The organism is Azonexus sp. R2A61 (genome assembly GCF_021401135.1).
Taxonomy (GTDB): Bacteria; Pseudomonadota; Gammaproteobacteria; order Burkholderiales; family Rhodocyclaceae; genus Azonexus.
On the sequence record NZ_JACBFO010000001.1, the window covers coordinates 95,424 to 119,855 of the forward strand.

27 protein-coding genes are annotated in these 24,432 nt (G+C 60.4%); 4 read left to right on the top strand and 23 right to left on the bottom strand.

What is annotated here, in order from left to right; genetic code table 11:
* Positions 1–95: 95 nt before the first annotated feature.
* From pilQ to L0962_RS00435, 5 genes are read right to left on the bottom strand one after another with little or no spacing between them, the layout of a single operon-like run.
* Entirely contained in the window at positions 96–2,291 is a 2,196-nt protein-coding gene (pilQ, locus tag L0962_RS00415; RefSeq protein WP_234082030.1) for a type IV pilus secretin PilQ, read from the bottom strand.
* Positions 2,288–2,809 (bottom strand): pilus assembly protein PilP, encoded by a 522-nt coding sequence (locus L0962_RS00420; RefSeq protein WP_234082033.1) that lies wholly within the window; start codon positions 2,807–2,809, stop codon positions 2,288–2,290. The genes pilQ and L0962_RS00420 overlap by 4 nt, the downstream gene beginning before the upstream one ends.
* A gap of 23 nt (positions 2,810–2,832) precedes the next feature.
* Positions 2,833–3,495 carry a type 4a pilus biogenesis protein PilO gene (locus L0962_RS00425; RefSeq protein WP_234082035.1) on the bottom strand — a complete coding sequence of 221 codons (663 nt, stop codon included), beginning with the start codon at positions 3,493–3,495 and terminating at the stop codon, positions 2,833–2,835.
* Positions 3,492–4,052 (bottom strand): PilN domain-containing protein, encoded by a 561-nt coding sequence (locus L0962_RS00430; RefSeq protein WP_234082038.1) that lies wholly within the window; start codon positions 4,050–4,052, stop codon positions 3,492–3,494. The genes L0962_RS00425 and L0962_RS00430 overlap by 4 nt, the downstream gene beginning before the upstream one ends.
* Positions 4,049–5,134: a pilus assembly protein PilM gene (locus L0962_RS00435; protein ID WP_234082041.1), complete on the bottom strand. Its 1,086-nt coding sequence runs from the start codon at positions 5,132–5,134 to the stop codon at positions 4,049–4,051. Before L0962_RS00435 ends, L0962_RS00430 begins: the two co-directional genes overlap by 4 nt.
* Positions 5,135–5,311: 177 nt before the next feature.
* Between L0962_RS00435 and L0962_RS00440 the strand changes: the two genes are divergently transcribed.
* Positions 5,312–7,630: a penicillin-binding protein 1A gene (locus L0962_RS00440; RefSeq protein WP_234084975.1), complete on the top strand. Its 2,319-nt coding sequence runs from the start codon at positions 5,312–5,314 to the stop codon at positions 7,628–7,630.
* On the opposite strand, the gene cyaY is transcribed toward L0962_RS00440, so the two are convergent.
* A complete protein-coding gene (gene cyaY, locus L0962_RS00445) occupies positions 7,631–7,948 on the bottom strand; it encodes an iron donor protein CyaY (protein WP_234082060.1) in 318 nt (105 codons plus the stop codon).
* 42 nt (positions 7,949–7,990) lie between these two features.
* Between cyaY and L0962_RS18255 the strand changes: the two genes are divergently transcribed.
* From L0962_RS18255 to L0962_RS00455, 3 genes are read left to right on the top strand one after another with little or no spacing between them, the layout of a single operon-like run.
* Positions 7,991–8,131, top strand: coding sequence for a lipoprotein (locus tag L0962_RS18255; protein WP_367397999.1), 141 nt, complete (start codon positions 7,991–7,993; stop codon positions 8,129–8,131).
* Positions 8,128–9,390: a diaminopimelate decarboxylase gene (gene lysA / locus L0962_RS00450; protein ID WP_234082064.1), complete on the top strand. Its 1,263-nt coding sequence runs from the start codon at positions 8,128–8,130 to the stop codon at positions 9,388–9,390. Before L0962_RS18255 ends, lysA begins: the two co-directional genes overlap by 4 nt.
* 5 nt (positions 9,391–9,395) lie before the next feature.
* On the top strand, positions 9,396–9,761 hold the full coding sequence (locus tag L0962_RS00455; RefSeq protein ID WP_234084977.1) for an RNA-binding S4 domain-containing protein: 366 nt from the start codon (positions 9,396–9,398) through the stop codon (positions 9,759–9,761).
* A gap of 44 nt (positions 9,762–9,805) precedes the next feature.
* Here L0962_RS00455 and L0962_RS00460 read toward each other — a convergent pair whose 3' ends face one another.
* The 17 genes from L0962_RS00460 to L0962_RS00540 all read right to left on the bottom strand — a co-directional run bounded on the left by L0962_RS00460 (position 9,806) and on the right by L0962_RS00540 (position 24,376).
* A complete protein-coding gene (locus L0962_RS00460) occupies positions 9,806–10,693 on the bottom strand; it encodes an AEC family transporter (RefSeq protein WP_234082067.1) in 888 nt (295 codons plus the stop codon).
* Positions 10,694–10,766: 73 nt separating this feature from the next.
* Positions 10,767–12,098: an ATP-dependent protease ATPase subunit HslU gene (gene hslU, locus L0962_RS00465; protein ID WP_234084979.1), complete on the bottom strand. Its 1,332-nt coding sequence runs from the start codon at positions 12,096–12,098 to the stop codon at positions 10,767–10,769.
* 11 nt (positions 12,099–12,109) lie between these two features.
* Complete coding sequence (gene hslV, locus L0962_RS00470) at positions 12,110–12,646, bottom strand: ATP-dependent protease subunit HslV (RefSeq protein ID WP_234082069.1); 537 nt, start codon at positions 12,644–12,646, stop codon at positions 12,110–12,112.
* A 14-nt stretch (positions 12,647–12,660) separates the two neighbouring features.
* Positions 12,661–13,875, bottom strand: coding sequence for a hypothetical protein (locus L0962_RS00475; RefSeq protein WP_234082072.1), 1,215 nt, complete (start codon positions 13,873–13,875; stop codon positions 12,661–12,663).
* Between the two features lie 148 nt (positions 13,876–14,023).
* Positions 14,024–14,803, bottom strand: coding sequence for a metal ABC transporter permease (locus tag L0962_RS00480; protein WP_234082074.1), 780 nt, complete (start codon positions 14,801–14,803; stop codon positions 14,024–14,026).
* Positions 14,796–15,380: an ABC transporter ATP-binding protein gene (locus L0962_RS00485; RefSeq protein WP_234082077.1), complete on the bottom strand. Its 585-nt coding sequence runs from the start codon at positions 15,378–15,380 to the stop codon at positions 14,796–14,798. The genes L0962_RS00480 and L0962_RS00485 overlap by 8 nt, the downstream gene beginning before the upstream one ends.
* Positions 15,377–16,255, bottom strand: a complete 879-nt coding sequence (locus L0962_RS00490) for a zinc ABC transporter substrate-binding protein (RefSeq protein WP_234082092.1) — start codon at positions 16,253–16,255, stop codon at positions 15,377–15,379. Before L0962_RS00490 ends, L0962_RS00485 begins: the two co-directional genes overlap by 4 nt.
* Positions 16,256–16,266: 11 nt before the next feature.
* A complete protein-coding gene (locus L0962_RS00495) occupies positions 16,267–17,751 on the bottom strand; it encodes a hypothetical protein (RefSeq protein ID WP_234082095.1) in 1,485 nt (494 codons plus the stop codon).
* A 69-nt stretch (positions 17,752–17,820) separates the two neighbouring features.
* Complete coding sequence (locus L0962_RS00500) at positions 17,821–18,129, bottom strand: hypothetical protein (protein ID WP_234082098.1); 309 nt, start codon at positions 18,127–18,129, stop codon at positions 17,821–17,823.
* Positions 18,129–19,322, bottom strand: a complete 1,194-nt coding sequence (locus L0962_RS00505; RefSeq protein WP_234082101.1) for a class I SAM-dependent rRNA methyltransferase — start codon at positions 19,320–19,322, stop codon at positions 18,129–18,131. Before L0962_RS00505 ends, L0962_RS00500 begins: the two co-directional genes overlap by 1 nt.
* 73 nt (positions 19,323–19,395) lie before the next feature.
* Positions 19,396–19,548, bottom strand: coding sequence for a hypothetical protein (locus L0962_RS00510; protein ID WP_234082104.1), 153 nt, complete (start codon positions 19,546–19,548; stop codon positions 19,396–19,398).
* 150 nt (positions 19,549–19,698) lie between these two features.
* A complete protein-coding gene (gene xerC, locus L0962_RS00515; protein WP_234082118.1) occupies positions 19,699–20,592 on the bottom strand; it encodes a tyrosine recombinase XerC in 894 nt (297 codons plus the stop codon).
* Entirely contained in the window at positions 20,589–21,260 is a 672-nt protein-coding gene (locus L0962_RS00520; protein ID WP_234082122.1) for a DUF484 family protein, read from the bottom strand. The genes xerC and L0962_RS00520 overlap by 4 nt, the downstream gene beginning before the upstream one ends.
* A complete protein-coding gene (dapF, locus tag L0962_RS00525) occupies positions 21,257–22,087 on the bottom strand; it encodes a diaminopimelate epimerase (protein WP_234082141.1) in 831 nt (276 codons plus the stop codon). The genes L0962_RS00520 and dapF overlap by 4 nt, the downstream gene beginning before the upstream one ends.
* A gap of 60 nt (positions 22,088–22,147) precedes the next feature.
* Positions 22,148–22,651, bottom strand: a complete 504-nt coding sequence (locus L0962_RS00530) for a GNAT family N-acetyltransferase (RefSeq protein WP_234082145.1) — start codon at positions 22,649–22,651, stop codon at positions 22,148–22,150.
* Between the two features lies 1 nt (position 22,652).
* Positions 22,653–23,525: a lysophospholipid acyltransferase family protein gene (locus tag L0962_RS00535; protein WP_234082148.1), complete on the bottom strand. Its 873-nt coding sequence runs from the start codon at positions 23,523–23,525 to the stop codon at positions 22,653–22,655.
* On the bottom strand, positions 23,522–24,376 hold the full coding sequence (locus L0962_RS00540) for a lysophospholipid acyltransferase family protein (RefSeq protein ID WP_234082151.1): 855 nt from the start codon (positions 24,374–24,376) through the stop codon (positions 23,522–23,524). Before L0962_RS00540 ends, L0962_RS00535 begins: the two co-directional genes overlap by 4 nt.
* Positions 24,377–24,432 lie beyond the last annotated feature (56 nt).

The window sequence follows — 24,432 nt, forward strand, 5'->3', positions numbered from 1 at the left end:
TGTTTGTTTGTTTGTTCACGTTACGGATTCTATCCGAGGTCGCTTGAGGCACAAAAAAAGGCCCCTTAGGGCCTTTTTTGTAGCCACAACACTGATCAGTTAAGGCTCATCTTGTCTGAAACGATTCTCGGGGTGATGAACACAAGGAGTTCTCGCCTAGTTCCCTTGTCATTCTTATACTTGAACAACCAACCGAGCCCCGGGATATCTCCAAGCAAAGGGACCTTTTCCACCGAGCTCTGTGTATCGGTGATAAATACGCCACCGATCACGACCGTTCCGCCGTTATCTACTACGACATTCGTATCAACAACAGAGCTCTTAATTGGAGGATTGGCATATCCACTCAAGACTACGGCCTTGGTCCAATCGGCCTCCTCTTTTTTAACAACAAGATTCATGCGGACCGTTCCCTCAGGCGTTATTTGGGGTGTCACCTTCAGAGAAAGTTTGGCAGGCTTGAAGCTGACTGTTGCCGTTGAAGTCCCCCCGCTACTCTGGATAGTCACATAAGGAATTTCTGTACCATCCTCGATTGTTGCCTCGACATTATTCGCTGTGATTACGCGTGGGCTTGAGACAATTTTCCCAAGCCCATCGGTTTCCAGAGCTGCAAGCTCAAGATTGAGAATTCTTGTAATTGATGCATTGAAAAGAGACAAAGCAAGAGTACCGCCGGTCGATGGTGTTGGTAAATTGACACCAAACATAGGGTTCTGAACCAAAGTTGCCGGTGTAGTCGTCGTACCACTGGTAACTGCCGGGGTCATTTTCCCACCGGCAAGGTAGGCCCCCGAGGCTCCCAGCTCCACCGGTTTCGAGTTAATTAGACCGATTTTCGCCCCTAGGGCGCGATTAAAGCTATCCTGAGCCTCAACCACACGAGCCTCAATCAAAACCTGACGTGCCCCGATATCAATCGTTTTGATAAAGGTACGGATTTCTTCCAACTTTGAGGGTATATCACTGACAAATAATATATTTGATTGAGGATCAGCAACAGCACTCCCTCGCTTACTCAGGATACGCTGACTTGACATGCTGCTGCCTTGAGCGGAATTAAGACTCGCCATCAACTGAGGAGTAAGCGTCATTCCAGGAGGCACCCCCATCAGCAGTTTTTGAATATCTCCGGATTTCTGATAATTGAGCAAAAACTGCTCCGTCACCAGAGGCTCCAATTCACTTATCTGCTGCCTAGCTTCGAAATCCAATTTTTCTCGCGTTGCTATTTCATCTCGTGGAGCAATCATCAGAATATTGCCCTTTTTTCGCATGTCCAAACCCTTCTGCTGAAAGATGATGTCGATCACCTGGTCAGCAGGTACGTCCTTGAGAACAAGCGTTGTCGTACCGGTAACCGTTTCGCTGATTACCGCATTGAGGCCGAGTTCCTCCGCCATCAAGCGCAATAGCGCTCTCACATCACCATTCTGGTAATTGATGCTGACTCTTGGCCCTTGATAACCGACTTTTGTTCCTTGAACCAGCTTATTGGGATCTTCCACGACTTTTTTGACTTCTACGACAAATTGGTTGTCGCTTTGGTACGCGTTATGCTCCCACAATCCCTTTGGCGAGATAATCATTCGTACGTTATCGCCCATCGAACGAGTTTCGACCGATGTCACCGGGGTTGCAAAGTCTGTAACATCAAGCTTACGACGCAAGTGTTCAGGCACGGATGTCTTTGCGAAATCCACGATCAGGCTGGAGCCTTGCTGACGGATGTCAATGCCCGTTCCTGAATCACTTAAATCAACGACAACTCGCCCCTCGCCGTCCTTACCCCGACGAAACACGACATCGCGCATTGCGTGCTTACTGCCAATCAGGCTTTCCTCCGCAAAACGGACCGAACGCTCGGCAGAGGTATCGGCCAAACGTTGCACGGGAGTGAGGATGATGTAGAGAGAATTTCCATCGATTCTCGTCTTATAGTTCAAATTTCTTACAAGATTCAAAACAACTCTAGTACGGTCAGATACCTGAACGATGTTCACACTCCGCAGGTCTCCTTGGTTCAACACCTCCGTTGTCCTGCCAAGACCGTTGGATGTGGCAGGAAAATCGAATGCTATTTTCGCCGGTTGAGAAACCGAAAATCCTGCAGGTGGTTGCACCAGTGGTGATTTCAAATCGAGTTTCAGTGCGACTTCATTACCCTGCTGAGCAACATTGATTGCCTCAATGACATTTGTCGCCTCGGCGGCAGAAACGAGGTCGGGCTTCATCAACCCAGCGGTAACAATCACCGCGAAAGAAAAACCTAGTACGTTAAGCATCCTCATTTGCTGCTCCCCTCGCTGCTTTGAAGATAAAGCGAGCTTTGACGCTCACTCCAATCACCCGCCGAGTCCTGAATCAATTCCCTTATCTTCACTTCGCTTTCGGAAATCTCAGTAACCATTCCAAAATCCAGACCTATGTACTCACCAACCCGCACCTGCTTCACCTTATTTTCTTCATATTGAATTACGGCGATAGGGCGCTTGTTTATAACCATCTGCCCGATCATTTTCAGTGACTCAAGCGGATATTTTTCCAAAACACTATTTCTCAATTCTCTGGCTTCAAAATCCGGCTGAAAAGCGCCACCGCCTCTTCCATCTTTTCTGAATTTCGAATCCGGTTCCAACTTGCTTGCCCTGAACGGATCGACCATGGCTTCAACTTCGTAAGGCACGGCTTCATAAGGCTTGATTTCTGGCAGCGGAGGCACTCTTCCTCGCAAATCCTTGGAGTTTTCCTCCATCCATTGGCGCAGCTCCGCATGATCACCCGCCGAACATCCCGCAAGGAGCAACATGACACCGATTACTACCCAGGGCTTCACTTTTTACCCCCCTGCGCCGCTCGTTTTTGCTCAGCCATCTCATTCTCGTCCAAATACCTGAAGGTCTTGATAGTTGCATCCAGCACCAGTCCGCCTTCCTTGGTAGGTGACAAGCCCACATTGTTCAACGTGACAATTCTCGGGAGTTTCGCGATATCCGCAGCAAAAGCCCCAAAATCATGGTAGTTTCCATTGATTTTTACGGTTACCGGCAACTCCGCATAAAAATCCCTGATCTGTTCCCCACCGGGTCGGAACAACTCGAACTGCAGCCCCCTGCCAAGACCAGCCTGATTTACTTCTATCAGCAGAGCCTCAACCTCTGATTTGTTCGGCAATTGTTTAAGCAACGCGCCAAAAGAACGATCAATTTCCGCTAACTGCTGCGTATAGAGATCAAGATTAACGGCTTGAGCTTTCTTATCCAGATATTGCTGTTTGAGCGCGACCTCTTCTTGTTCCTTAGCTTCGAGTATCGCTAGTTGGTCATTCAGAACAAACCACCAACCCGCCACTAAAAGCACAAAAAAGAAACCAAGCAAAACGGCTATCTTCGGCCCCGGAGGCCAAGCTCCTGGATCGTTAGGGTTTAGATAGCGAAAATCGTCCAAAAGCTTCTGAAAATCAACATCCGGCAGCGATACAGTCTTGGCTTTCACTTCCCATCCCCTTCATTAATGCGGGTTAGCGAAAACTCCATGCCAAACTCGTTTGCTCGACGCCCATTCAAAACAACCGCCTTCGATTCAATCAACCGAGGCGACTCAAGCCACGGAGAACCTTCGATGTTTCTCATCAGCGCCGAAATACGGGCATTCGATTGTGCGTATCCAACAATGTTGATTCTCAAACCATCCTGTTTCAACGATTTCAGATAAACACCATCGGGAACCTGCTTGACTAATTCGCTCAACAAATAGACCGTCTCCCCCCGATCTCTTTGAAGATCTTCGATCACCTGCTTACGCGCCAAAAGTGCTTTCGTCTGTTCTTTCAGTCGTTTGATCTGATCAAGCTCCTTGTCAAGAACAGCGATTTCCTGCTTGAGGAAAGCGTTACGATCTTCTTGGGACTGGATAGCGGCATCGATAAAGGTGTAGATCGCATAAACCACCAAGACACCCAAGATGCAAATCAGTCCAGCCAGCACATAAAATTGTTCGCGGCGGGCTTTTCTAGCCTCTTCCCGATGTGGCAGTAGGTTGATTCGAATCATGCTGGATCAAACCTCCGCAAAGCCAAACCGCACGCCACCATCAGGGACGAGGCATCGGCGAGCAAATTTCTTGCTCGAACCCGATCTGAAAGAACCATGTTGGCAAAGGGGTTGGCAATCAAGGTATTGACTTGTGTACGCGTAGCAACAACCTCGTCAATACCAGGAATCAGTGCACACCCCCCGGCCAGTACAATATGGTCGATCTGATTGAACTGCGTTGAGGTAAAAAAGAACTGCAAGGCTCTAGATACTTCCAGAGCAAGATTTTCCATGAAGGGATTTAGCAATTCCGCCTCATAGCCCTCGGGCAGATTGGCAGCCCGCTTTGCCGCCTCGGCCTCTTCAAGACTCATGCCGTAGTGACGGGCAATATCTTGCGTTAATTGGCCACCACCAAAGGCTTGCTCGCGGGCATACACCTGCTGGCCATTTCGCATGACGGTAAGGTTCATCACATTGGCCCCAGCATCGACCAAGGCTACAACTTGATTTTTCCCGCCTTCCGGCAACTGTCGCTCAATTAATTCAAACGCAGCCAGCGTCGCAAAACTCTCAACATCAATCACAGCAGCTTTCAGACCCGCGGCATCCGCAACGGCAACCCGATCTTCCACCCGCTCCTTTTTCGATGCTGCAATAAGCACTTCAACTTCTTCCGGCAAGGATGGCGCCGGACCAAGAACCTGATAGTCCAGGTTGACTTCGTCAATTGAAAAAGGGATGTACTGATTGGCTTCGGTTTCAACCTGAACCTCAAGCTCCTCTTCCCTCAAACCAGCGGCTACGATGATTTTTTTTGTGATTACTGCCGACCCTGGCAGCGCCATCGCGACGTTCTTCGTCGAGGTTCCTAGTCTGCGCCAGGCCCGCCTGACAGAATCGACAACGGCATCAAGATTGGCAATATTGCCATCGGACACAGCGTCCTTGGGCAACACTTCGATGGTATAGCGCTCAACGCGATAGCCATCCTTCCCGTTTGACGACAACTCTACGAGCTTGACAGCAGAAGAACTGATGTCCAGACCGAGCAGCGGCCGCGCTTTGGGATTTAACAACGCGGAGATATCGAAGCCCACCACACCCCCAAAAAGTCCTTATGGAATACGAGTTTAGGCGAATAACCAATAATTCACTTCAGATGCTAGCAATAACACATGACAGTGTAAAGCACTTTCACGCCCCGTTCCGGCTGCAGCGTATAATCCGCCGCAACGCCTCACGGAACATGAATCTTGCCCGCACCCAAACTTGCCATTCGCATTATTCTATACCCACTTACCGCACTAGCCGGGCTTCTTTTGATTGGCGTCGCACTGGCGCTGATCATCGTGGCGCTCGCCTACCCCAACCTTCCCTCTCTGGAGGTACTGACCGATTATCGCCCAAAGATTCCCCTGAGGATCTACACAGCTGACGGATACCTGATCGGTGAGTTTGGCGAAGAGCGACGCGCAGTGGTATCGATTCAGGATGTCCCGGATGTAATGAAAAATGCCATCCTCTCGGCCGAAGATGATCGTTTCTACCAACACGGCGGCATCGATTACACCGGCATCCTTCGTGCTGCGGGAGCCAACCTCCTCAGCGGCGGCAAACGTCAGGGGGCGTCCACCATCACGCAACAGGTCGCTCGCAATTTCTTTCTGACCAGCGAAAAAACCTACACGCGCAAACTCTACGAAGCCTTGCTGTCGATCAAGATCGAACACAACTTGAGCAAGGACCAGATTTTCGAGTTGTACATAAACCAGATATTCCTCGGTCAGCGCGCCTACGGCTTCGCTGCCGCGGCCCAAATCTACTTCGGCAAGCCCCTGAAAGACATCACCATCGCCGAAGCCGCAATGCTGGCAGGTCTTCCCAAGGCCCCCTCTGCCTACAATCCGATCGCCAATCCTCGCCGCGCCAAAATCCGCCAGGAATACGTCCTGCGCCGCATGAACGAACTGGGCTACATCGACGCAAAACAGCGCGACGCTGCCTTGAAGGAGCCACTGGTCATCAAACGGGAGCTCTCTGGTTATGGGGTCGACGCTGAATATGCGGCAGAAATGGCCCGTCAGATCGCAGCCGAGCAATTTCCGGACAGTGTTTACTCGCGGGGCCTCAAGGTCTACACCACGCTCATCAAGGGAGAACAGGAAGCCGCCTACCGTGCCCTGCGCAAGGGTGTCCTGGATTATGACCGGCGCCACGGCTACCGCGGCGCGGAATCCTACATCGACATGAAGGCTTTCAAATCCGATCAGGATGAAAGCATTGATGTCGCGCTCCAGGACGTTCCCGATGCCGGCGACTTGATGCCAGCGCTGGTGCTGACATCCGATACCAAACACGTATCGGCTTATCGCAAGGGCGGTGAAAACATCGAGCTCACCGGTGACAACCTGAAATTCGCGGCAAGCATGCTGGATGATCGCGCACCGCCGAACAAGCGCATTCGACGCGGGGCGATCATCCGCGTGATCAAGGACGGCAACGGCAAGTGGCAGATCAGCCAATTGCCCGAAGTGGAATCGGCGTTTGTCGCCCTGGATCCGGCCGACGGCGCGATCCGCTCTCTGGTTGGCGGTTTCGACTTCAACAGGAACAAGTTCAACCACGTCACACAAGCGTGGCGACAACCCGGATCCAGTTTCAAACCTTTCGTCTATTCGGCAGCGCTTGAGAAAGGATTTACGCCGAACAGCATCGTGGAGGATTCGCCGATCGTCATTTCCGCCAGCGAAACCGGCTCACAGAGCTGGCAGCCGAAAAACTACGATGGCAAGTACGATGGTCCGATGCCGTTGCGTACGGCACTGGCGAAATCAAAAAACATGGTTTCGATCCGCTTGCTGCAATCGATCGGAACCCTCTACGCTCAGGATTACATCACCCGCTTCGGCTTCGACGCCCAACGGCACCCGCCGTATCTGACAATGGCGCTTGGCGCCGGCTCGGTCACGCCATGGCAGATGGTTTCCGCCTACGCCGTTTTTGCCAACGGCGGCTATCGGGTTTCCCCCTATATCGTTCGGGAAATTCGCGACGAAAAGAACAATGTTATCGCCGTCGGCACGCCCCCCGCCGCCAATACCGATGAGGCAAACCGTGCCATCGACCCGCGCAACGCTTACATGATGGACATGATGATGCGCGACGTGACCATCTACGGAACTGCAGCACGCGCCTCGGCCCAGCTCAAACGCAGGGATCTTGCCGGCAAGACCGGCACGACCAACGATTATGTCGACGCGTGGTTCTGCGGCTATCAGATGACCGCCGTTGGCTGTGCCTGGGTCGGCTTCGATCAACCGAAGAACCTTGGATCAAGGGAGACCGGCGGCACGGCGGCCCTGCCTATCTGGGTTGGCTACATGGCCGAGGCACTGCGCAACGTGCCGCAACAAACACCCCAGCAACCGCAAGGGCTCAGCATGACCCCGGAAGCCGACGGCAAACCCGGCGGCCTGATCTATCAGGAAAACCTGCCGCAGAATCCGCCGGATGAAGCGCCTGCACAGGAAAACAGGCCGTCGGCCAGTTCTGGCAACTCCGTACTGGACCAGTTTCCGCAAATTCCTCGCTGATCAGGTCAGCCTTACAGGCTGGCCTGCCTGCTGACCGACCAGCGACGATAGTCGCTCGAAAAGCTCGACAGCATCGCGGGTATCGCGCCAGGCGCTGCCGTCGTGGCGAAAGTGGAAGCCGCCAGCCTTGGCGGCGACCCAGATTTCCCGGGCCACCCCATGGCGATTGACGATGATCTTGCTGCCATCGGCAAATTCAATCTCCAGGATGCCGCCCGCCGCCAGTTCGAAATCGAGATCGGCATCGCAGCCCTCCAAAGCGGCCTCGATGCGGACCAACGTAGCATCCGCCAACGCGTTGAATTCGGTGTCGTTCATGCTTGTGCTACCATCTTTCGCTTTACCGCCAGCGTCCTCGTCATGACCAGAATCGCCGCCGTTGTGATCGTTCTCTGCGTTGCCGCATGCGGCATCAAGGGGCCGCTCGAATTGCCGCCGAACTCGGGAAGCCCGACGGCGACGAAGGATGTTAGCACGGCCCACCGCACGACCAATCGATGACCCACTTTGCCCTCAATAACGGCGTCCTGCACGCCGAATCCGTTGACCTGCCGACCATCGCCGAACAGTTCGGCACGCCCGCCTACGTCTATTCGCGCGCCGCGCTGAGCGAGTCGCTCAAGGAGTTCCACGACGTCCTCAGCGCCCATCCGGCCGGTGCCGGCGCGCTGGTCTGCTACGCCGTCAAGGCCAACTCCAACCTCGCCATCCTCAACCTGTTCGCCCGCCTCGGCGCCGGTTTCGACATCGTCTCCGGCGGCGAACTGCAGCGCGTGCTGGCGGCCGGTGCCGATCCGCAGAAGGTCGTCTTCTCCGGCGTCGGCAAGACGGCGGCGGAAATGAAGCTGGCGCTGGAAGTCGGCATTTTCTGCTTCAACATCGAATCGATCCCGGAAATCGAGCGCCTCAACGAGGTCGCCGGCCAGCTCGGCAAGACGGCGCCGGTCAGCCTGCGCGTCAATCCGAACGTCGATCCTAAGACCCATCCCTACATCTCGACCGGCCTCAAGGAAGCCAAGTTCGGCGTCGCCTACGACGACGCACTGGCGCTCTACCGTCGCGCCGCCGCGCTGCCGAACATCGCCGTCACCGGCATCGACTGCCACATCGGTTCGCAACTGCTCGATCCGTCGCCGTTTGCCGAAGCGCTCGACCGCATCCTGGCGCTGATCGACCAGCTTGCTGCCGAAGGCATCGCCGTGCATCACATCGACCTCGGCGGCGGCCTCGGCATCCAGTACCGCGCCGATGAAGTGCAGCCGACCGTCGCTTCCTACCTGAATCCGCTGCTCGACAAGCTGCGGGGCCGCGGCCTCAAGGTCGTGCTCGAACCGGGCCGCCGCCTGGTTGGCAACGCCGGCCTGCTGCTCACCCGCGTCGAATTCCTCAAGGAAGGCGAGGCCAAGAACTTCGCGATCATCGACGCGGCGATGAACGACCTGATGCGCCCGGCGCTCTACGAAGCCTGGCACGACATTAACCCGGTCGTGCCGCGCGCCGGCGCGACGCGTGACTACGACGTCGTCGGCCCGGTCTGCGAAACCGGTGACTTCCTCGGTCAGGCGCGGCCGCTCAACCTGCAGCCGGGCGACCTGCTGGCGGTGATGTCGGCCGGCGCCTACGGCATGGCCATGGCCTCGAACTACAACACGCGACCGCGCGCCATCGAAGTGATGGTCGACGGCGATCAGGTGCACGTCATCCGCCAGCGCGAGACCGTCGCACAGCTCTACGCCGGCGAATCCGTCCTGCCGCAGTGAGCGGCATCCGCATCGACAAGTGGCTGTGGGCCGCGCGTTTCTTCAAGACGCGCAGCCTGGCCACCGATGCGGTCGGCGGCGGCAAGGTCAAGTTGAACGGGGCGCCGACCAAGCCGGCGCGTGACGTGAAGATCGGCGACCGGCTCGACATCAGCAACAGCGAAACCCGCTGGCAGGTGACCATTCTCGGCCTGTCGGACAAGCGCGGCCCGGCCCCCGCAGCTCGCCTGCTCTACGAGGAAACCCCTGAGAGCGTCGCCGCCCGCGAAGCCGAACAGTTGCGGCGCAAATTCACCCAGGAACCCGCCGCCGAGATCCACGGCCGTCCGACCAAGCGCGACCGGCGACAGATGGATCGCTTCGGTGGCTGATTTTTTGCCGAATCTTGCGGTCGACCGCAAGATTCACGCAAAAATCAGAGCACCAGCACCAAGGCCAGCGGCAGGAAAATCAGCGCCGCCAGGTTGCCGACCAGCACGATCGACGCCACCCGCTGCGGTTCCTGCTGGTAGCGCTCGGCGAAGAGGAAGTTGAGTACCGCCGGCGGCAGCGCGCCGAACACCACCAGCATCGCCGCATCGCGGCCTTCCAGCCCGAACAGCTGGATCACCCCGTAGGCGATGGCCATGCCGGCGAGCGGCCGGAGTAAGGCGCTGCCAACCGACAGCTTCCACTCGCCGAAGGAGACGTCGGTCATGCGCACGCCGAGCGAGAACAGCAGCAGCGGCACCGAAACGTCGCCGAGCATCTTGATCGCGATGACCAGCGGCTGCCACACCGGAATCTTCAGCACGGCCACGGTCAACCCGGCGATGGCGGCAAAAACCACCGGAATGCGCCAGAGCATCAGGATGCGCGTCTTCGGGTCGAGCAACTTGGCGCCGAAGGAAAAATGCAGCGTGTTCTCGACCATGAACAGGATCACCGCCGCCGGCAGCGCCGCCTCGCCCCAGGCCAGCACCGCCAGCGGCAGGCCGATGTTGCCGGAATTGTTGAACAGCATCGGCGGCACCAGCGTCTTCGCCTGCACGCCGCAGAGCCGGGCGATCGGCCAGGCGAGCAGGCCGCAGACGGCGAGCACGGTGAAACCGCCGAGCGCCAGCGGTGCATAGGCGGCAAGATCGAAGGACTTGCCGGCCATCGCCGCGAAGACCAGCGCCGGCACGAAGACATCCATGTTCAGCCGGTTGGCCACTGCCATTTCCGGCTTGTGCTTGCGGCCATAGAAGAAGCCGGCAGCGACGATACCGAAGATCGGGAAAAGAATGGCCAGCAGGCGGAAGGTCAGGCTGCTTTCGTCCACGGTTCAGCCTCAGCAAGAGATGGAAATGCGGATTGTGCGGGCAGCATCGCCGCCCGCCAATCGGGGATAGTCCTTAGAGGACGTAGCGCGACAGGTCCTCGTCGGCCGCCACTTCGCCGAGCTTGTCATTGACGTAGGCTGCATCGACCGCGATGTTTTCCAGCCCGACCTTGCCGGCCTCGAAGGAAACCTCTTCCAGCAGCTTCTCCATCACCGTATGCAGGCGACGGGCGCCGATGTTCTCGGTCTTCTCGTTCACCTGGAAGGCGATCTCGGCCATGCGCCGGATGCCGTCGGCGGCGAAATCGACGCTCACGCCTTCGGTCGCCAGCAGCGCCTGGTACTGCTTGGTCAGGCAGGCGTCGGTCTGGGTCAGGATGCATTCGAAATCGGCGACCGACAGCGAGTCCAGCTCAACGCGGATGGGAAAGCGCCCCTGCAACTCGGGAATCAGGTCGGATGGCTTCGACAGGTGGAAGGCGCCGGAGGCGATGAACAGGATGTGATCGGTCTTGATCATGCCGTACTTGGTCGACACCGTGGTGCCCTCGACCAGCGGCAGCAGGTCGCGCTGCACCCCCTGGCGGGAAACGTCGGCACCCTGTACGTCGGAACGGCTGGCCACCTTGTCGATTTCGTCGATGAAGACGATGCCGTGCTGCTCGACCGCCTTGACGGCATCGAGCTTGATTTCCTCGTCGTTGACCAGGCGCGCGGCTTCTTCGTCGGTGAGCAGTTTCAGCGCTTCCTTGATCTTCAGCTTGCGCGACTTCTTCTTGCCACCGCCCATGTTCTGGAACATCCCCTGGATCTGCTGGGTCAGTTCCTCCATGCCCGGCGGCGCGAAAATCTCGGCCTGCATGCTCGGCGCGGCGACCTCGATGTCGATTTCCTTGTCGTCGAGCTCGCCCTCGCGCAGCTTCTTGCGGAATTTCTGGCGGGTCGGGCCATCTGCTGCGGTCGACTCCGAATTTTCGGCAAAAAATCCCGGGCTGCGCGCCGGCGGCAGCAGCGCATCGAGGATGCGTTCCTCGGCAGCGTCCTCGGCACGCGCGCGGTTGGCCTTCATCGCCCGCTCGCGGTGCCCCTTGATCGCCATCTCGACCAGGTCGCGGATGATCGTCTCGACATCGCGGCCGACGTAGCCGACCTCGGTGAACTTGGTCGCCTCGACCTTGATGAAGGGCGCATCGGCCAGGCGCGCCAGACGGCGGGCGATCTCGGTCTTGCCGACGCCGGTCGGGCCGATCATCAGGATGTTCTTCGGCGTGATTTCCTGGCGTAGCGGCTCGGCCACCTGGGCGCGCCGCCAGCGGTTGCGCAGGGCGATGGCCACCGCCTTCTTGGCCGCGTTCTGGCCGACGATGTGCTTGTCGAGTTCGGAGACGATCTCCTTCGGGGTCATCGTGGCGCCACTCATTCCAGCGTCTCCAGCGTGAAATTGCGATTGGTGTAGATGCACAGGTCGCCGGCAATCTCCAGCGACTTGGTGACGATGTCCAGCGGGCTCAGTTCGGTGTTCTCGACCAGCGCCCGCGCCGCGCTCTGCGCGTAGGCGCCGCCGGAACCGATGGCGACGATGCCGTATTCCGGCTCAAGCACGTCGCCGTTGCCGGTGATGACCAGCGAGGATTCGCGGTCGGCGACCGAGAGCATCGCCTCCAGCCGGCGCAGGGCGCGGTCGGTACGCCATTCCTTGGCCAGCTCGACGGCGGAACGCACCAGATTGCCCTGATGCTTCTCCAGCTTGGCCTCGAAACGCTCGAACAGCGTGAAGGCATCGGCGGTGCCGCCGGCGAATCCAGCGAGAATGCGCCCCTGGTAGAGGCGGCGGACCTTCTTGGCGGTGCCCTTGATGACGATGTTGCCCAGCGTCACCTGGCCGTCGCCGCCCATGGCGACGGAAGTGCCCCGGCGCACCGACAGGATCGTCGTGCCGTGATATTGCTCCATGGTTTTTTCCTGATTTAAGACTTGGGAACGATGATGCGCGCCTGCTTGTTGAGGCCGACGACGGCCATCAACTCGGCGACGAGATGGTTCGGACTGCGGATCACGATATCCTTGCCGGCCGCCTTGAACGGCACCAGCCGGTTGACCAGCTGGCCGGCGGAGAAGAAATCGAGGCGCAGCACCCCGGAAAAATCGAGTATCGCCACTTCGTGGCTCGCCAGGTATTTGGACAAATCCTCGAAACGCTGGTTCTTCAGCTCGCCGCTGAGGTAGCAGGCATCGTCGAGCGGCGAGGTCGCACCGGGCTGGCTGACCGATTTCGGCAGGGTTTCCCAGGATGGCGGGGACAATTCGAAGGTCACCGCATAGTCGACCGCACGCTCCTCGAAATGCGCCTGCGGCGCCTGCCTTTGCAAGAGTTCGAGCAGCAGGCGCCAGCTCGCCTCGTGTTCCGGATTGCCCGGTTTCAGGCGCTCGTCCAGACGTTGCTGCAAGGATTCCGCGCCAACCAGTCGCAACGGCTTGCCGGCACGGCGTACCGCAATCAGGCACTCGGCCAGCACTCCGGCAACGATGTCGTCGCAACCGACGAGCTTGCTGCAATCGAGCAGCAATTCGCCCGACTGACCGAGCAGGCGCTTCAATTGCTCGATCGGTCGCAGATCGTCGCCGGTCAGCACGCCTTGCAGGGCAAGCACGCCCCCGGTCGCCGTACTGCGTACCTTGAAGCCATGTTCGCGCCAGGAGGGCGGGGAGGTCTCGCAACGCTCGGCAAACTCGACGCAGCAGCGGTCGAATTCCGCCCGTTCCCCGAGTATCTGCAACAGATCGAGCAGCAACAACCACAAGCGCTTTCCCTCGCTCCCCGGATACGCGCGGATGAAACCTTCGAGCAGGCTGCGGGCTGCCGCATCCTGACCGTTGGCGAACAACACCACCACCTGCTCGACATCGGCTTGCAGCGGATCGATGTCATGCTCGACATTGATCGCCATGACGCTGGATTCGGTGAATTCGTCGTCGAAATCATCGACGCCGAATTCCGGATCGATCCCCGGCAGCGTCTCCGGCCCTCGATCGGCCCCTTTTTCCGGCCCGGCGGAGCTGGCCAGCGGTTGGCCAACCGGCATTTTCGGCGGCAATGTTTCCAGGCTGAATTCGAGATCCGGCAACGGCTCGATGCGGACGGGCGCGTCGGCCGGACGCTCGGGCAGCTTCACGTCGGGCAACGGCGCGCGCGGACGAGCCGCCGACCGTTCCGGCATCTTTTGAGGGGGCTTTTTGAAAAAGGAAAAAACCATGAGCGCTCCGCGTGCTGACTTAGCGTTGTAGCATGTGGCGCCAGCCATGGCAACGCCCGCCGCCCGGCCGGGCTATTCATCCGTGGCGCCGGCTCAGCCCTGCCCGCAGTCCCAGACAGGCCATCACCAGCAGCCCGACCAGGACCGGCCCGAACGGCTGATCGAAACGCAGCGCCGTAAAGAACGCCGCAACGTAGCAGCCCAGACCAAGGACGATCGACAACAAGACGCCCTGCCGCCAGCTGACGGCACGCCCGAAAGACACCCAGGCCGGCACGAACAACAGGGCAAAACAGGCCATCAGGCCAATGCTCGCCGTCGCAATGGCCACCGCGATGACGACCAGACACTCAAAGCCCAGGTGCCAGCGCCAGGCCGGCAGGCGGTTAACCTTTTCGTTGGCCGGAAACAGCACGGCAGCGATCAGGCGTGGCGTCAGCAGCGGCAGCAGCACGACCCCGCCGACCAGCAACAGGCAGGCGATCAGCGCTTCGGCCGGACCGGAAAAGTATAGTTGTCCGTCAATCAGGGCATGACCGAGTGCCTCGCCAGCACCGCCGTTGGCCGCCACCAGCAAGGTGGCCGACCAGCCGGCCAGCATCATGACGCCGTAAGCGGCATTGCTGCGGGCGCCGGCCGCCAGCTTGGCCAGCGCGCCGCACAGGGCCCCGAGCGGCGAACCGACCAGGATGGAAATCCCCAGCGCCTGAGCCAGCATCGCCCCGGCTGCAGACAGGTGAGCCAGTCCGAGCGTGGCGAACCACTCGTCACGCAGGCGCAGCAGATTACCCAGCCAGGGCAGGAACAGCGCAAGACAGAGGCCGGTCAGAAACGGGCGCAGGAACAATTCATCCACGGGTCGAGCCTCCGTCCACATCGACAATACGGGCGCCGAGACGATTCAGGAAATCGCGGTCGTGACTGACGACCAGACAACCGATGGCGGCGCGGCGCTGCAGGATTTCCTCCGCCGCCAGCACCAGATGACCGGGATCGAGATGATTGGTCGGCTCGTCGAGCAGCACCACATCCGCCTCGCCAGCCAGCGTCGCCCACAGGCTGAGCAACTGATACTGCCCGCCGGACATGGTATCGATGCGGCGCGGCAGGCATTCGGCCAGGCCGGCTGGCGGGCTGCTGCGGTCGACGCCGAGAAAACGCAACATTTCACTACCGGTCAGCGGCACTTCGAGCGGCCGCGTCTGACGCTGGGCGAGATAGGCGACGCGCCGGGCAGGTGCCAGCATGAAACTGCCGGCATGGATGCTTGCCTCGCCGACCAGGGCCTTGAGCAAGGTCGATTTCCCGGCACCGTTCGCGCCCCACAGGCCGACGATCTCGCCACGTGCCAGCGTCAGGCTCAGCGGCCGCCCGACCGGCCGGTCGTAACCGGCCAGCAGGGCGTCGATGTGCAGTAAGGTTTCCGGGCTCACTTGATCGACAACGCGCCAACCCAGGCGTCGATCAGCGCGAAATAGGCCGCCGCGCCGCCGCCTGCCGCCGGTTCCAGCGACAGCACGCGAATCGGCCAACCCAGCGCGGCCGACAAACGCTCGGCGCCCGCTGCCGGCTGGTAGGCGGTACGGAGGATCACCCCCTGAACGCCCTTCAGCCGTTCGACCAGTTGGGCCAGATGCGATGCCGTCGGCGGTACGCCAGGGATCGGTTCAATGTAGCCGAGCACCGGACGCCCGACAAAGGCCAGCAGGTAATTGCCGTCGCGGTGATGCAGCAGGGCCCCCGGCGTTCCGGCTGCCCGCTGACGCCAACCGGAAACGCGTTGTTCGACGGCGGCCGCGAACGCCGCCGCCCGCTGGCGATAGCCCGCGGCACCGGCTGGATCGAGCTGCGCCATGCGCTCGCCCAAGGCCTTGCCGACCAGAGCCATACGTTGCGGATCGAGCTGGAAATGCGGGTTGCCGGCCGGATGCACATCGCCCAGCGCGCGGTCGGCGGCCTGGCCGACGTCGAGCAGCGAGACCTGCAGGGCGGCTTCGAACCAGCCGGGCTTGCCCGGCTGAATCCTGGCGTTCGCCGCGCCGCTGACGGCCGGCGGCAACCAGCCGATTTCCAGATCGGCGCCGACCGCCACGAGCAGATCGGCATCACGCAAGGCACGCATCATCGATGGACGCGCCTGCACGGTATGCGCATCGCGATCCGGCGCGATCAGTTCGACAACACGCACCTGCGCACCGCCCACTTCGCGCGCCAGCATGCCCATGCTCGCCGTCGTTGCCACAACCTCCAGTGCCTGCGCGGCATGCGCGGCAAACAGGCAGATCAGGCTGAACAGGATTTTCTTCATCGTCCGTCTCCTCAGAACCAATGGGCACCGTGGGTGCCCAGGCTGTGCTGATACTGCAGATAGAGTTCATTCACGTTTTCACGCACCCCGTCGACTGCCAGACGGGCCCGCGAAAATTGCAGGCGGAAACGCGAATACTCGGTCAGGTCGCGCGTCAGCGCGGCAGTCCAGCGACTCGATGCATCCATGTCGCGCAGACGTCCGGCCGGACCGTCGACGTGGTTGGTCCAGCCGGTTACATCGTAACGCAGGCCGGCCTTCCAGAACGGCAGGAAACCGTAGGTGGCCTGCGCGTAGAAGCCGTCCTGAACCATCTTCCGACGTTCGCCGAGCAGCGCATCGTTCTCGTGGAACGCCACGTTCAGATCCTTGGTCAGCCGCAGGTACTCGGCGACCAGCGTCAGATTGCCCTGACCGCCGACGCGGCCGGCATCGTACTTGTAAACCCAGTCGGTGCCCCACAGCCAGGCCTGGCCCTGCAGGCCATTGACCAGACTGGCCGGATTTTCCGCGGTATGGTCGTGCACCTCCTGGTGCTGCCTCGACCAGCCGCCCCAGACACCGAACTGCACCGCATGGCGGTCGCCGAGATCGGGCGCGAACTTGGCGTAGGTCGTGAGCAGGCGAGGACCGGCCAGCGAATTGTCCATCGCGCCGCCGGTCGTCGCCGCCAGCGCAGCACCGTCGGCACGCTCAGTCGGCGTCGCCAGACCGCTACCCGAGAACGGATGATCCTTGCCTTGCAGCGCTTCGACGCCGAGCAAGGTGTACCAGTTGCCGGTATCCGGCACCCATTCGGCGCGCACACCGGTGTCGTTCAAGCCATGCTCACCGAGCAGCGCGCGATAGGCCAGGTTCTGGTCGACGAAATCCCACTGATGCGGATGCTTGGCGTTCTGGTAACCGATACCGGAAAAGAACTTGCCACCGCGGAACTTGAGCCCGGCAGGCAAACCACGCGTATCGAAGTAGGCTTCTTCCAGTTCGACGTCACCGCCGCTGCTCACCGTCATCTTCACATTGGCGTCGAAATACGGGCTGACCGCCGACGAGAAGACGATTTCGGTTTCGCGCAGGTTGAAGCCGCGCTCGATGCCGTGATCGTGACCTTCCTCGCCGTGCGAATGGCTGATGCCATCCATGTGCTCCAGCAGTTCGCCGGCGCCGCCCTGGCGGTTGTCGCGATAGTAGACCCCATCCAGAATGACCGAGATCTGCGGATTGAAAGCATTGGCCAGGGGCTTGTTGCGTTCGCGCTGCGGACTGGGTTCAGCAGCAGCGGCACTGGCGGTCGACGCCACTTTTTCGGCACTTTCCGCCTTCGATTCGGCGGTCTTCAGACGATTTTCAAGCGAAGCGATACGTTTTTCGTAAGCCGAACGCATCTCGGCCAGTTCGGCGCGCAGCGCCTGCAATTCGGCGTCGCCGGCGGCATGAGCCGGCAGGTTGGCGAGCAGCCCGGCGGCCGCCAGCCCGTAAAGGGAGGTACGAAGCATGGAGTTTCTCCGGAAAAAGCATGACGAAGCCGATCCCGCCCGGGGAACGGCAACAGCAGAACGAGGCTTTTAAGCGGAGAACGGCGGGGCGCGGATGGCGTGCGCGGCGGCACGGCGCAGGGCCAGCCACGGCGTGGCGGAGAGAACGATGCGGTCGACCGCATCCGCTGCGGAAAACTCGGGCAGGAAAGCCGGCGGGCCGGAAAACCCGAGACCGCCGAGGGCCAGACACTCGGGGCAATTCGGCTCATCGCCGCCGTCGTTCAGGTGTTTGCTGGCATCGACCTTGACGTGCGAAATGGCATGCGTCGCCACCACCTGCTGGACAAACACCAGCAGGAACGCGAACAGCAACGCATGCCAGAGCCGCTGACGCATCAATCCACCTGCACCAGCAATCCCTTCAGGTATTCGCCTTCAGGGAAATTCAGCGCCACCGGATGATCGGCCGCACCGGCCAGACGACGGACGATGCGCGCTTCGCGCCCGGCATCGTGGGCAGCACCGGCGACGATTTTCTGAAACAGCTCCAGACCGATGCCGCCGGAACAGGAATAGGTCATCAGCAGGCCGCCCGGCCGCAACAGTCGGCAGCCGAGGACGTTAATGTCCTTGTAGGCGCGCGCCGCGCGCTCGGCATGGGCAGCCGACGGCGCGAACTTGGGCGGATCGAGGACGATCAGGTCGAAAGTCCGCCCCGCCTTGCGGAAGTCGCGCAGCGCCTGAAAGACATCGGCCTCCAGCCATTCGGCACGTTCGGCCGGCAGTTGCGGATTGAGCGCCAGGTTGGCGCGGGCCTGGGCCAGCGCCGGGCCGGACGAATCGATCGACAGCACGCGGGCGGCACCGCCGGCCAGCGCCTGCAGCGAAAAACCGCCGGTGTAGCAGAAGCAGTTGAGAATCTCCTTGCCGGCCGCCAGTTCGCCGAGCAGACGACGATTCTCACGCTGGTCGAGGTAGAAACCGGTTTTGTGCCCGCCGGCGATGTCGACCGCAAGACGCACGCCGTTTTCTTCAATCGACAGGGCGTCGACCGACGGCTCGCCATGCAGCCAGCCGGTCGTTGGTTCCAGCCCTTCGAGGGCACGCACTTCGGAATCGGAGCGCTCGTAAATGCGGCTGCAGCCGGTCGCCTTGAGCAGTCCGGCAACGATCGCCTTGCGCCATTTGTCGGCACCGGCCGAAGTCAGCTGGACGACGATGGTGTCGCCATAGCGGTCGGCGATGACGCCGGGCAAGCCATCCGATTCGGCATGGATCAGCCGTACGCCGTCCTGGCCGCGCAACTCCGGCAGCGCGGCGCGGCGGGCAACGGCGGTCGCAATGCGGCGCTTGAAGAAGGCGTCGTCGACCGACTCGTCCGGATCGAAGGTCCAGAAACGTGCGCGGATCTGCGATTGCGGGCTGTACGCGGCGCGACCGAGGGGACGCAGGTTATCGGCCAGCACTTCGACAGTGTCGCCCGGCCGCGCACGCCCTTCCAGGCGGCCGACCGAACCCGCGAACAACCACGGGTGGCGCTGTTTCATTGCCGACCGTTCCTTGCCGGGCATCAGGATCAGTTGGGCCATGCGTTTTCGGTCCGTAGAAAGCAAGAGCCCCGGCGATCTTGCGACAGCCGGGGCCCGGAATGCGGGGTGTTGCTCAGTTGCCCAGCGGCTTGCGGTTGCGCTGATGGCATTCGACGGCGTACAGGGTCTTGAACGCGGTCTTGCCGTCGCCCTTGAACAGGCGCTTGACGGTCTTCGAAACGCAGCGGCGTTCCAGGATGTTGCGGCGATTGCGGTTGATGGCCATGGATGACTCCGGATTGCGGCGAAATAACGAAAGACGCGCATTATGCCGGGTCGACCGGCGAATGGTCAATTACCGCTTGATTTTCCGGTTGTTTTCGTTTTTCCCCTTTTCCTGCGGTCGACCGCAGGAATCGGGCTTTTTCGCCGCGGCTCAGCGCTTGGCGCGCGGATGCGCCTTGTCGTAAACGCTGGCCAGATGCTGAAAGTCGAGGTGGGTATACACCTGCGTCGAAGCGATGCTGGCGTGGCCGAGCATCTCCTGCACCGCGCGCAGGTCGCCGGAAGACTGCAATACATGCGACGCGAACGAATGGCGCAACATGTGCGGATGGACATGACCAGGCAGGCCGAGACGCACGGCACGGCGGGCCAGCCGCAACTGGACCATGCGCGCCGAGATGCGTCGTCCGCGCGGGCCGACGAACAGTGCCGGTTCGCCCGGCTGCGCCAGTTCATCGCGCCACTGCGACCAGCGCGCCAGCGCCAGCCGCGCCTGCCGGCCGACCGGCACCAGCCGTGCCTTGGCCCGCTTGCCAAGCACCCGGACTTCACCTTCATGCAGCATGCTGTCGAATGCGTCACGATCCAGGCCGATCAACTCGGCCAGCCGCAGGCCGGACGAATAGATCAGTTCGAACATCGCCGCATCGCGGGCTTCCAGACGCGGATCCTCATCGCTATCCGGTTCGAGCAGGCGCGCCGCCTCGTCGACCGACAGGGCTTTCGGCAGACGTTTTGGTGATTTCGGCGCGCGTAGCCCTTCGCACGGATTGGCCTGGATCAGGCCGCGTCCGCCCAGCCAGGCGAAGAAACCGCGCCAGGCCGACAGCAGGCGGGCCAGCGAGCGCCCGGACAGACCGCCACCGTGCATTTGCGCAACGAAGCGCCGTACCCGATGAACATCGAGCCGGTCGAGACGGTCATCGCCGTTCAGGGCAAGCAGCTTGGCCAGATCGCGCCGGTAGTTGGCCACCGTGTGCGGCGACAATCGACGCTGCTCGGCGAGTTCCGCGAGCCAGGCATCGACGGCGGCCGCAGGCGTCACAGCGCGCTCTTGGTCACCCGGGCCAGCGCAGCGGAAACCATTTCGCCGATGCGTTCGAGGTAGAGCGTCCCCATGTCGGCATAGAAACGCTGCGCTTCCTCGCTGCCCAGTGCCACCATGCCGATCGTTCCGCCACCGTTGCGCAGCGCGATCAGCGCCTGCGAACGGATATGCGGTGCCGCTTCGCCGAACCACGATGCGGTACCGAATCCTGCGGTCGACCCGCAATACGGCCGGGAAAGCGTCTCGGCGAATACCTGCAGTTCCTCGCTGACCGCCGCGAACTCGGGCAAATCCTCGATGCCTGCCGGCTTGTCCCACAGACGCAGCGCCACGTGCGGCACGGAGAAATCGTCGCGCAGGTGGAAGTTGAGCAGGTGGATCACCGCCTGAAAGGTTTCGGCCGCCACCAGGCCAACCGCCAGCCGATGCACCTTCTCGGAAATCTGGTCGTTTTCCTCGCCGAAAGCGATCAGTTCGGCCAGCTTGGCCTCGCTGGCGCGATTCTTCTCGCGCAGCGTCAGCATCTGACGCTCGGCCAGCGATACCGCGCGACCGCCATGCGGATGCGGCACGAAAATCTGCGCCATCAGATCGGCGTATTTCTCGAAGAAACCCGGGTTGTTCTTCAAGTAGTCGGCGATTTCGTCGGGAAACATGGCGCTCATAATTCGATTTCTCCGGAGAAGACGGTGACAGCCGGGCCGGTCATCAGGACCGGACGCCCTTCGCCGCCCCAGGCAATATTGAGGTCGCCGCCACGCGTCGTCACGCGTACCGGCGATTCGAGCAGACCGCGCCGGATACCGGCCACCGCCGCCGCACAGGCACCGGTGCCGCAGGCCAGCGTTTCGCCGGCCCCGCGCTCGTAGACGCGTAGCTTGATCGCGTGCTTGTCGACGATCTGCATGAAACCGGCGTTGACCCGTTGCGGAAAACGCGGGTGCGATTCGATCAGCGGCCCGTGCTCGCCGACGGCAGCCGTATCGACGCTGCCGACCACCTGCACGGCATGCGGATTGCCCATCGAGACGACACTGATTTCCAGCGTTTCGTCGGCGACATCAAGGTTGTAGACGATGGTGTCGTCATCGTGCAGGAAAGGAATCTCGGCCGGCAAAAACCGCGGAATACCCATGTCGACCGTGACATTGCCGTCGCCTTCAAGACGCGGCGAAATCACGCCCTTCATCGTCTCGACGCGGATTTCGCGCTTGTCGGTCAGCCCCTGCTCGTGCACGAAACGCACGAAACAGCGAGCGCCGTTGCCACACTGCTCAACTTCACCGCCGTCGGCATTGAAGATGCGATAGCGGAAATCGACGTCGTCGCGTCCCGGCTTCTCGACCAGCAACAACTGGTCGCAACCGACGCCGAAATGACGGTCAGCGAGATAGCGGACCTGTTCGGGCTTCAGCGCCAGGGGCTGGCGCACGCCGTCCAGCACAACGAAATCGTTGCCCAGACCGTGCATCTTGGAAAACTTGAGCTTCACGAAATGCTCCGCGGTTGAATGTTAAAAATCATAGCAGAGACAATTGCTTATCTCAAATTTCTAAAGCTTTTTCTCCATCACGAAATCATCCATCACGTAACCCCCGCCGATATCCTCGACCGTTGCCTCGCGAACGGTGAATCCGTATTTCATGTAAGAGTTGATCGCCTTGGCGTTGCGCTTGTTGACCTGCAGGACGACGCAAGGATAACCCTGCTTTTTCGCCCGCTCGGCGACATGGGCGATCAGCCGCCCGCCGACGCCCTGGCGCTGCACATCGGGATGGATGTAGAGCTTGTCCAGCTTGAATTCGCCCTTGCGAATTTCGCTGAACGCAAATCCGATGCGGCGGCCTTCGAAAAAGGCCTGATCGAGCCATTTGTGCAGGTCCTCAAGATCATCGTACAGACGCTCGTGCCCATAGCGCTGCTCGAGCATGAAGTCGATCTGCTCCTGGGTGATGATGCCAGGGTAGCTGGCCTGCCAGATTTCCCGGGCCAGGGTTGAAATGGCCGGCACATCGGGCGGCGTGACGGGGCGAATCTCGATATTCAGGCTGCTCATTTCAGTAGAACCTCTGCTCTCCGGGTGGCCGGGTCTTGAAGCGCTTGTGCAACCAGAAATACTGCTCCGGCATGCGCAGCACCTGGCTTTCGATATATCGGTTCATCGCGGCGGTATCGGCCTCGACGCTCTCGCCGGGAAAATTATCCCATGGCGGCTGAATTTCAATTTCATAACCATCATCGAGCAGGTGCGCGATACACGGCACGACATGCGCATTGGTCAAACGCACCAGCCGGGACAAAGCCGGAATCGTTGCGGCCGACACCCCGAAGAACGGCACGAAGATCGATTCCTTGGGCCCGAAATCCATGTCCGGCAGATAATAGAACGGGTGGCCCTCCTTCATCGTCTTGACGATCTTGCGCAGACCGTCCTGACGGGAAAACAAGATGGTTTCGCTGAAACGGCGGCGCCCCTCGAACATCAAACGGTCGAATACCGGATTTTTCTGACGCGAGTAGACGCTGCAACCGACACCGAACATCGAGATACGCGTTGCCGCCGCATCGAGCCCGACGAAATGCGGCGACAGAACAACCACCGGCCGGCCGTCGGCAGGGAACAGATATTCACGGCCAGTTACCCGGATCAGGCGCTCCAGACGCGATTTCGGCGCCCACCACAACAGCACGCGATCGAGCGCCGCACAGGCAAAGGCGATCACGTGCCGGCGCGCCAACTGTTCCCGCTCGACAGACGGCATGTCGGGAAAACACAAGGCCAGATTGGTCAGCGTGACCTTGCGACGCTCCCGACCCACGGCATAGAAGAAACGCCCCAGGCCTCGTCCGCAGGCGCGCAACGCTCCGATCGGCAACCAGTGCAGCAACCACAGGAAGGCGACGGCCAGATGGGACAGCAGATGTTTCAAGCCGCCCCCCCGCGCCGATCCGGCGCCTCGGCACCGGCCGGTCGCTTGTAACGGTTGTAGCCCCAGAGGTACTGACTCGGACAACTGCGGATCAGGCGCTCGACCTGCCAGTTGATCTGCTGCGCTCGATCGATGGTATTCCCGGACAAGGGCTCACCGGGCGGCAGGAAATGGATGCGGTAACCGCGACCGCCAGGCAGACGCTCGCCCCAGGTCAGCAGTGTTGCCGCGTCGGTTTCGGTCAGCCTGGCCGCCAGGGTCATGGTGTAGGCCTCACGATCGAAGAAACGCAACCAGACGCCTTCTCCGGTTTTCGGCGCCTGATCCGGCAGCAACCCGACCATTTGCCCTTTTCTCAGCGCCTTGATCAGTGAACGGACCCCCGACAGATCCGCCGGCGCCAGATGCAGATTGTCGCGCTGGCGCCCCATCAGGATCAGTCGCTGGGCCGCCTCGGATTTCGGTGGGCGGTAAAGCACGGTGATGTCACCGAAAGTGGACAGATACTGGGCGGTGATTTCGAAACAGCCCAGGTGCGGCGTCAGGAACACGATGCCCTGCCCACGGCTGCGAGCCGCTTCGACATGTTCCCAGCCGACGACTTCGCGCACGAGCGCGCTGGCTTCATCCAGCGAGCGCATCCAGATGCGCGACAGTTCGATCATCTGCTTGCCGGTTTCGGCCGCGATGGCGCCATGCAGCGAAGACGGCAAACCGGCTTGCGCAACATTCTCGGCGAGGTGCCGACGATAAGTCGGCGACAGCCAGTAGACCAACTTGCCAAGAACAGCGCCCAGAACATGCAGTACAGGCAACGGCAGGCGGCCGAGTATCCGGAAAAGGAAAACCATGTCTCACCCGGGGTTGAAGCCCGGAGAAAAAAGAATAATATTATGGGTTCGCCGAG

Coding starts and splice junctions, on each gene's coding strand:
- L0962_RS18255 (WP_367397999.1), top strand. CDS start 7,991: ATGACCAGAATCGCCGCCGTTGTGATCGTTCTCTGCGTTGCCGCATGC.
- L0962_RS00430 (WP_234082038.1), bottom strand. CDS start 4,052: ATGATTCGAATCAACCTACTGCCACATCGGGAAGAGGCTAGAAAAGCC.
- L0962_RS00500 (WP_234082098.1), bottom strand. CDS start 18,129: ATGCGTCAGCGGCTCTGGCATGCGTTGCTGTTCGCGTTCCTGCTGGTG.
- pilQ (WP_234082030.1), bottom strand. CDS start 2,291: ATGAGGATGCTTAACGTACTAGGTTTTTCTTTCGCGGTGATTGTTACC.
- L0962_RS00510 (WP_234082104.1), bottom strand. CDS start 19,548: ATGGCCATCAACCGCAATCGCCGCAACATCCTGGAACGCCGCTGCGTT.
- L0962_RS00490 (WP_234082092.1), bottom strand. CDS start 16,255: ATGAAGAAAATCCTGTTCAGCCTGATCTGCCTGTTTGCCGCGCATGCC.
- L0962_RS00530 (WP_234082145.1), bottom strand. CDS start 22,651: ATGAGCAGCCTGAATATCGAGATTCGCCCCGTCACGCCGCCCGATGTG.
- L0962_RS00505 (WP_234082101.1), bottom strand. CDS start 19,322: ATGGCCCAACTGATCCTGATGCCCGGCAAGGAACGGTCGGCAATGAAA.
- L0962_RS00420 (WP_234082033.1), bottom strand. CDS start 2,809: ATGTTGCTCCTTGCGGGATGTTCGGCGGGTGATCATGCGGAGCTGCGC.
- L0962_RS00540 (WP_234082151.1), bottom strand. CDS start 24,376: ATGGTTTTCCTTTTCCGGATACTCGGCCGCCTGCCGTTGCCTGTACTG.
- lysA (WP_234082064.1), top strand. CDS start 8,128: ATGACCCACTTTGCCCTCAATAACGGCGTCCTGCACGCCGAATCCGTT.
- hslV (WP_234082069.1), bottom strand. CDS start 12,646: ATGGAGCAATATCACGGCACGACGATCCTGTCGGTGCGCCGGGGCACT.
- hslU (WP_234084979.1), bottom strand. CDS start 12,098: ATGACCCCGAAGGAGATCGTCTCCGAACTCGACAAGCACATCGTCGGC.
- L0962_RS00520 (WP_234082122.1), bottom strand. CDS start 21,260: ATGAGCGCCATGTTTCCCGACGAAATCGCCGACTACTTGAAGAACAAC.
- L0962_RS00495 (WP_234082095.1), bottom strand. CDS start 17,751: ATGCTTCGTACCTCCCTTTACGGGCTGGCGGCCGCCGGGCTGCTCGCC.
- cyaY (WP_234082060.1), bottom strand. CDS start 7,948: ATGAACGACACCGAATTCAACGCGTTGGCGGATGCTACGTTGGTCCGC.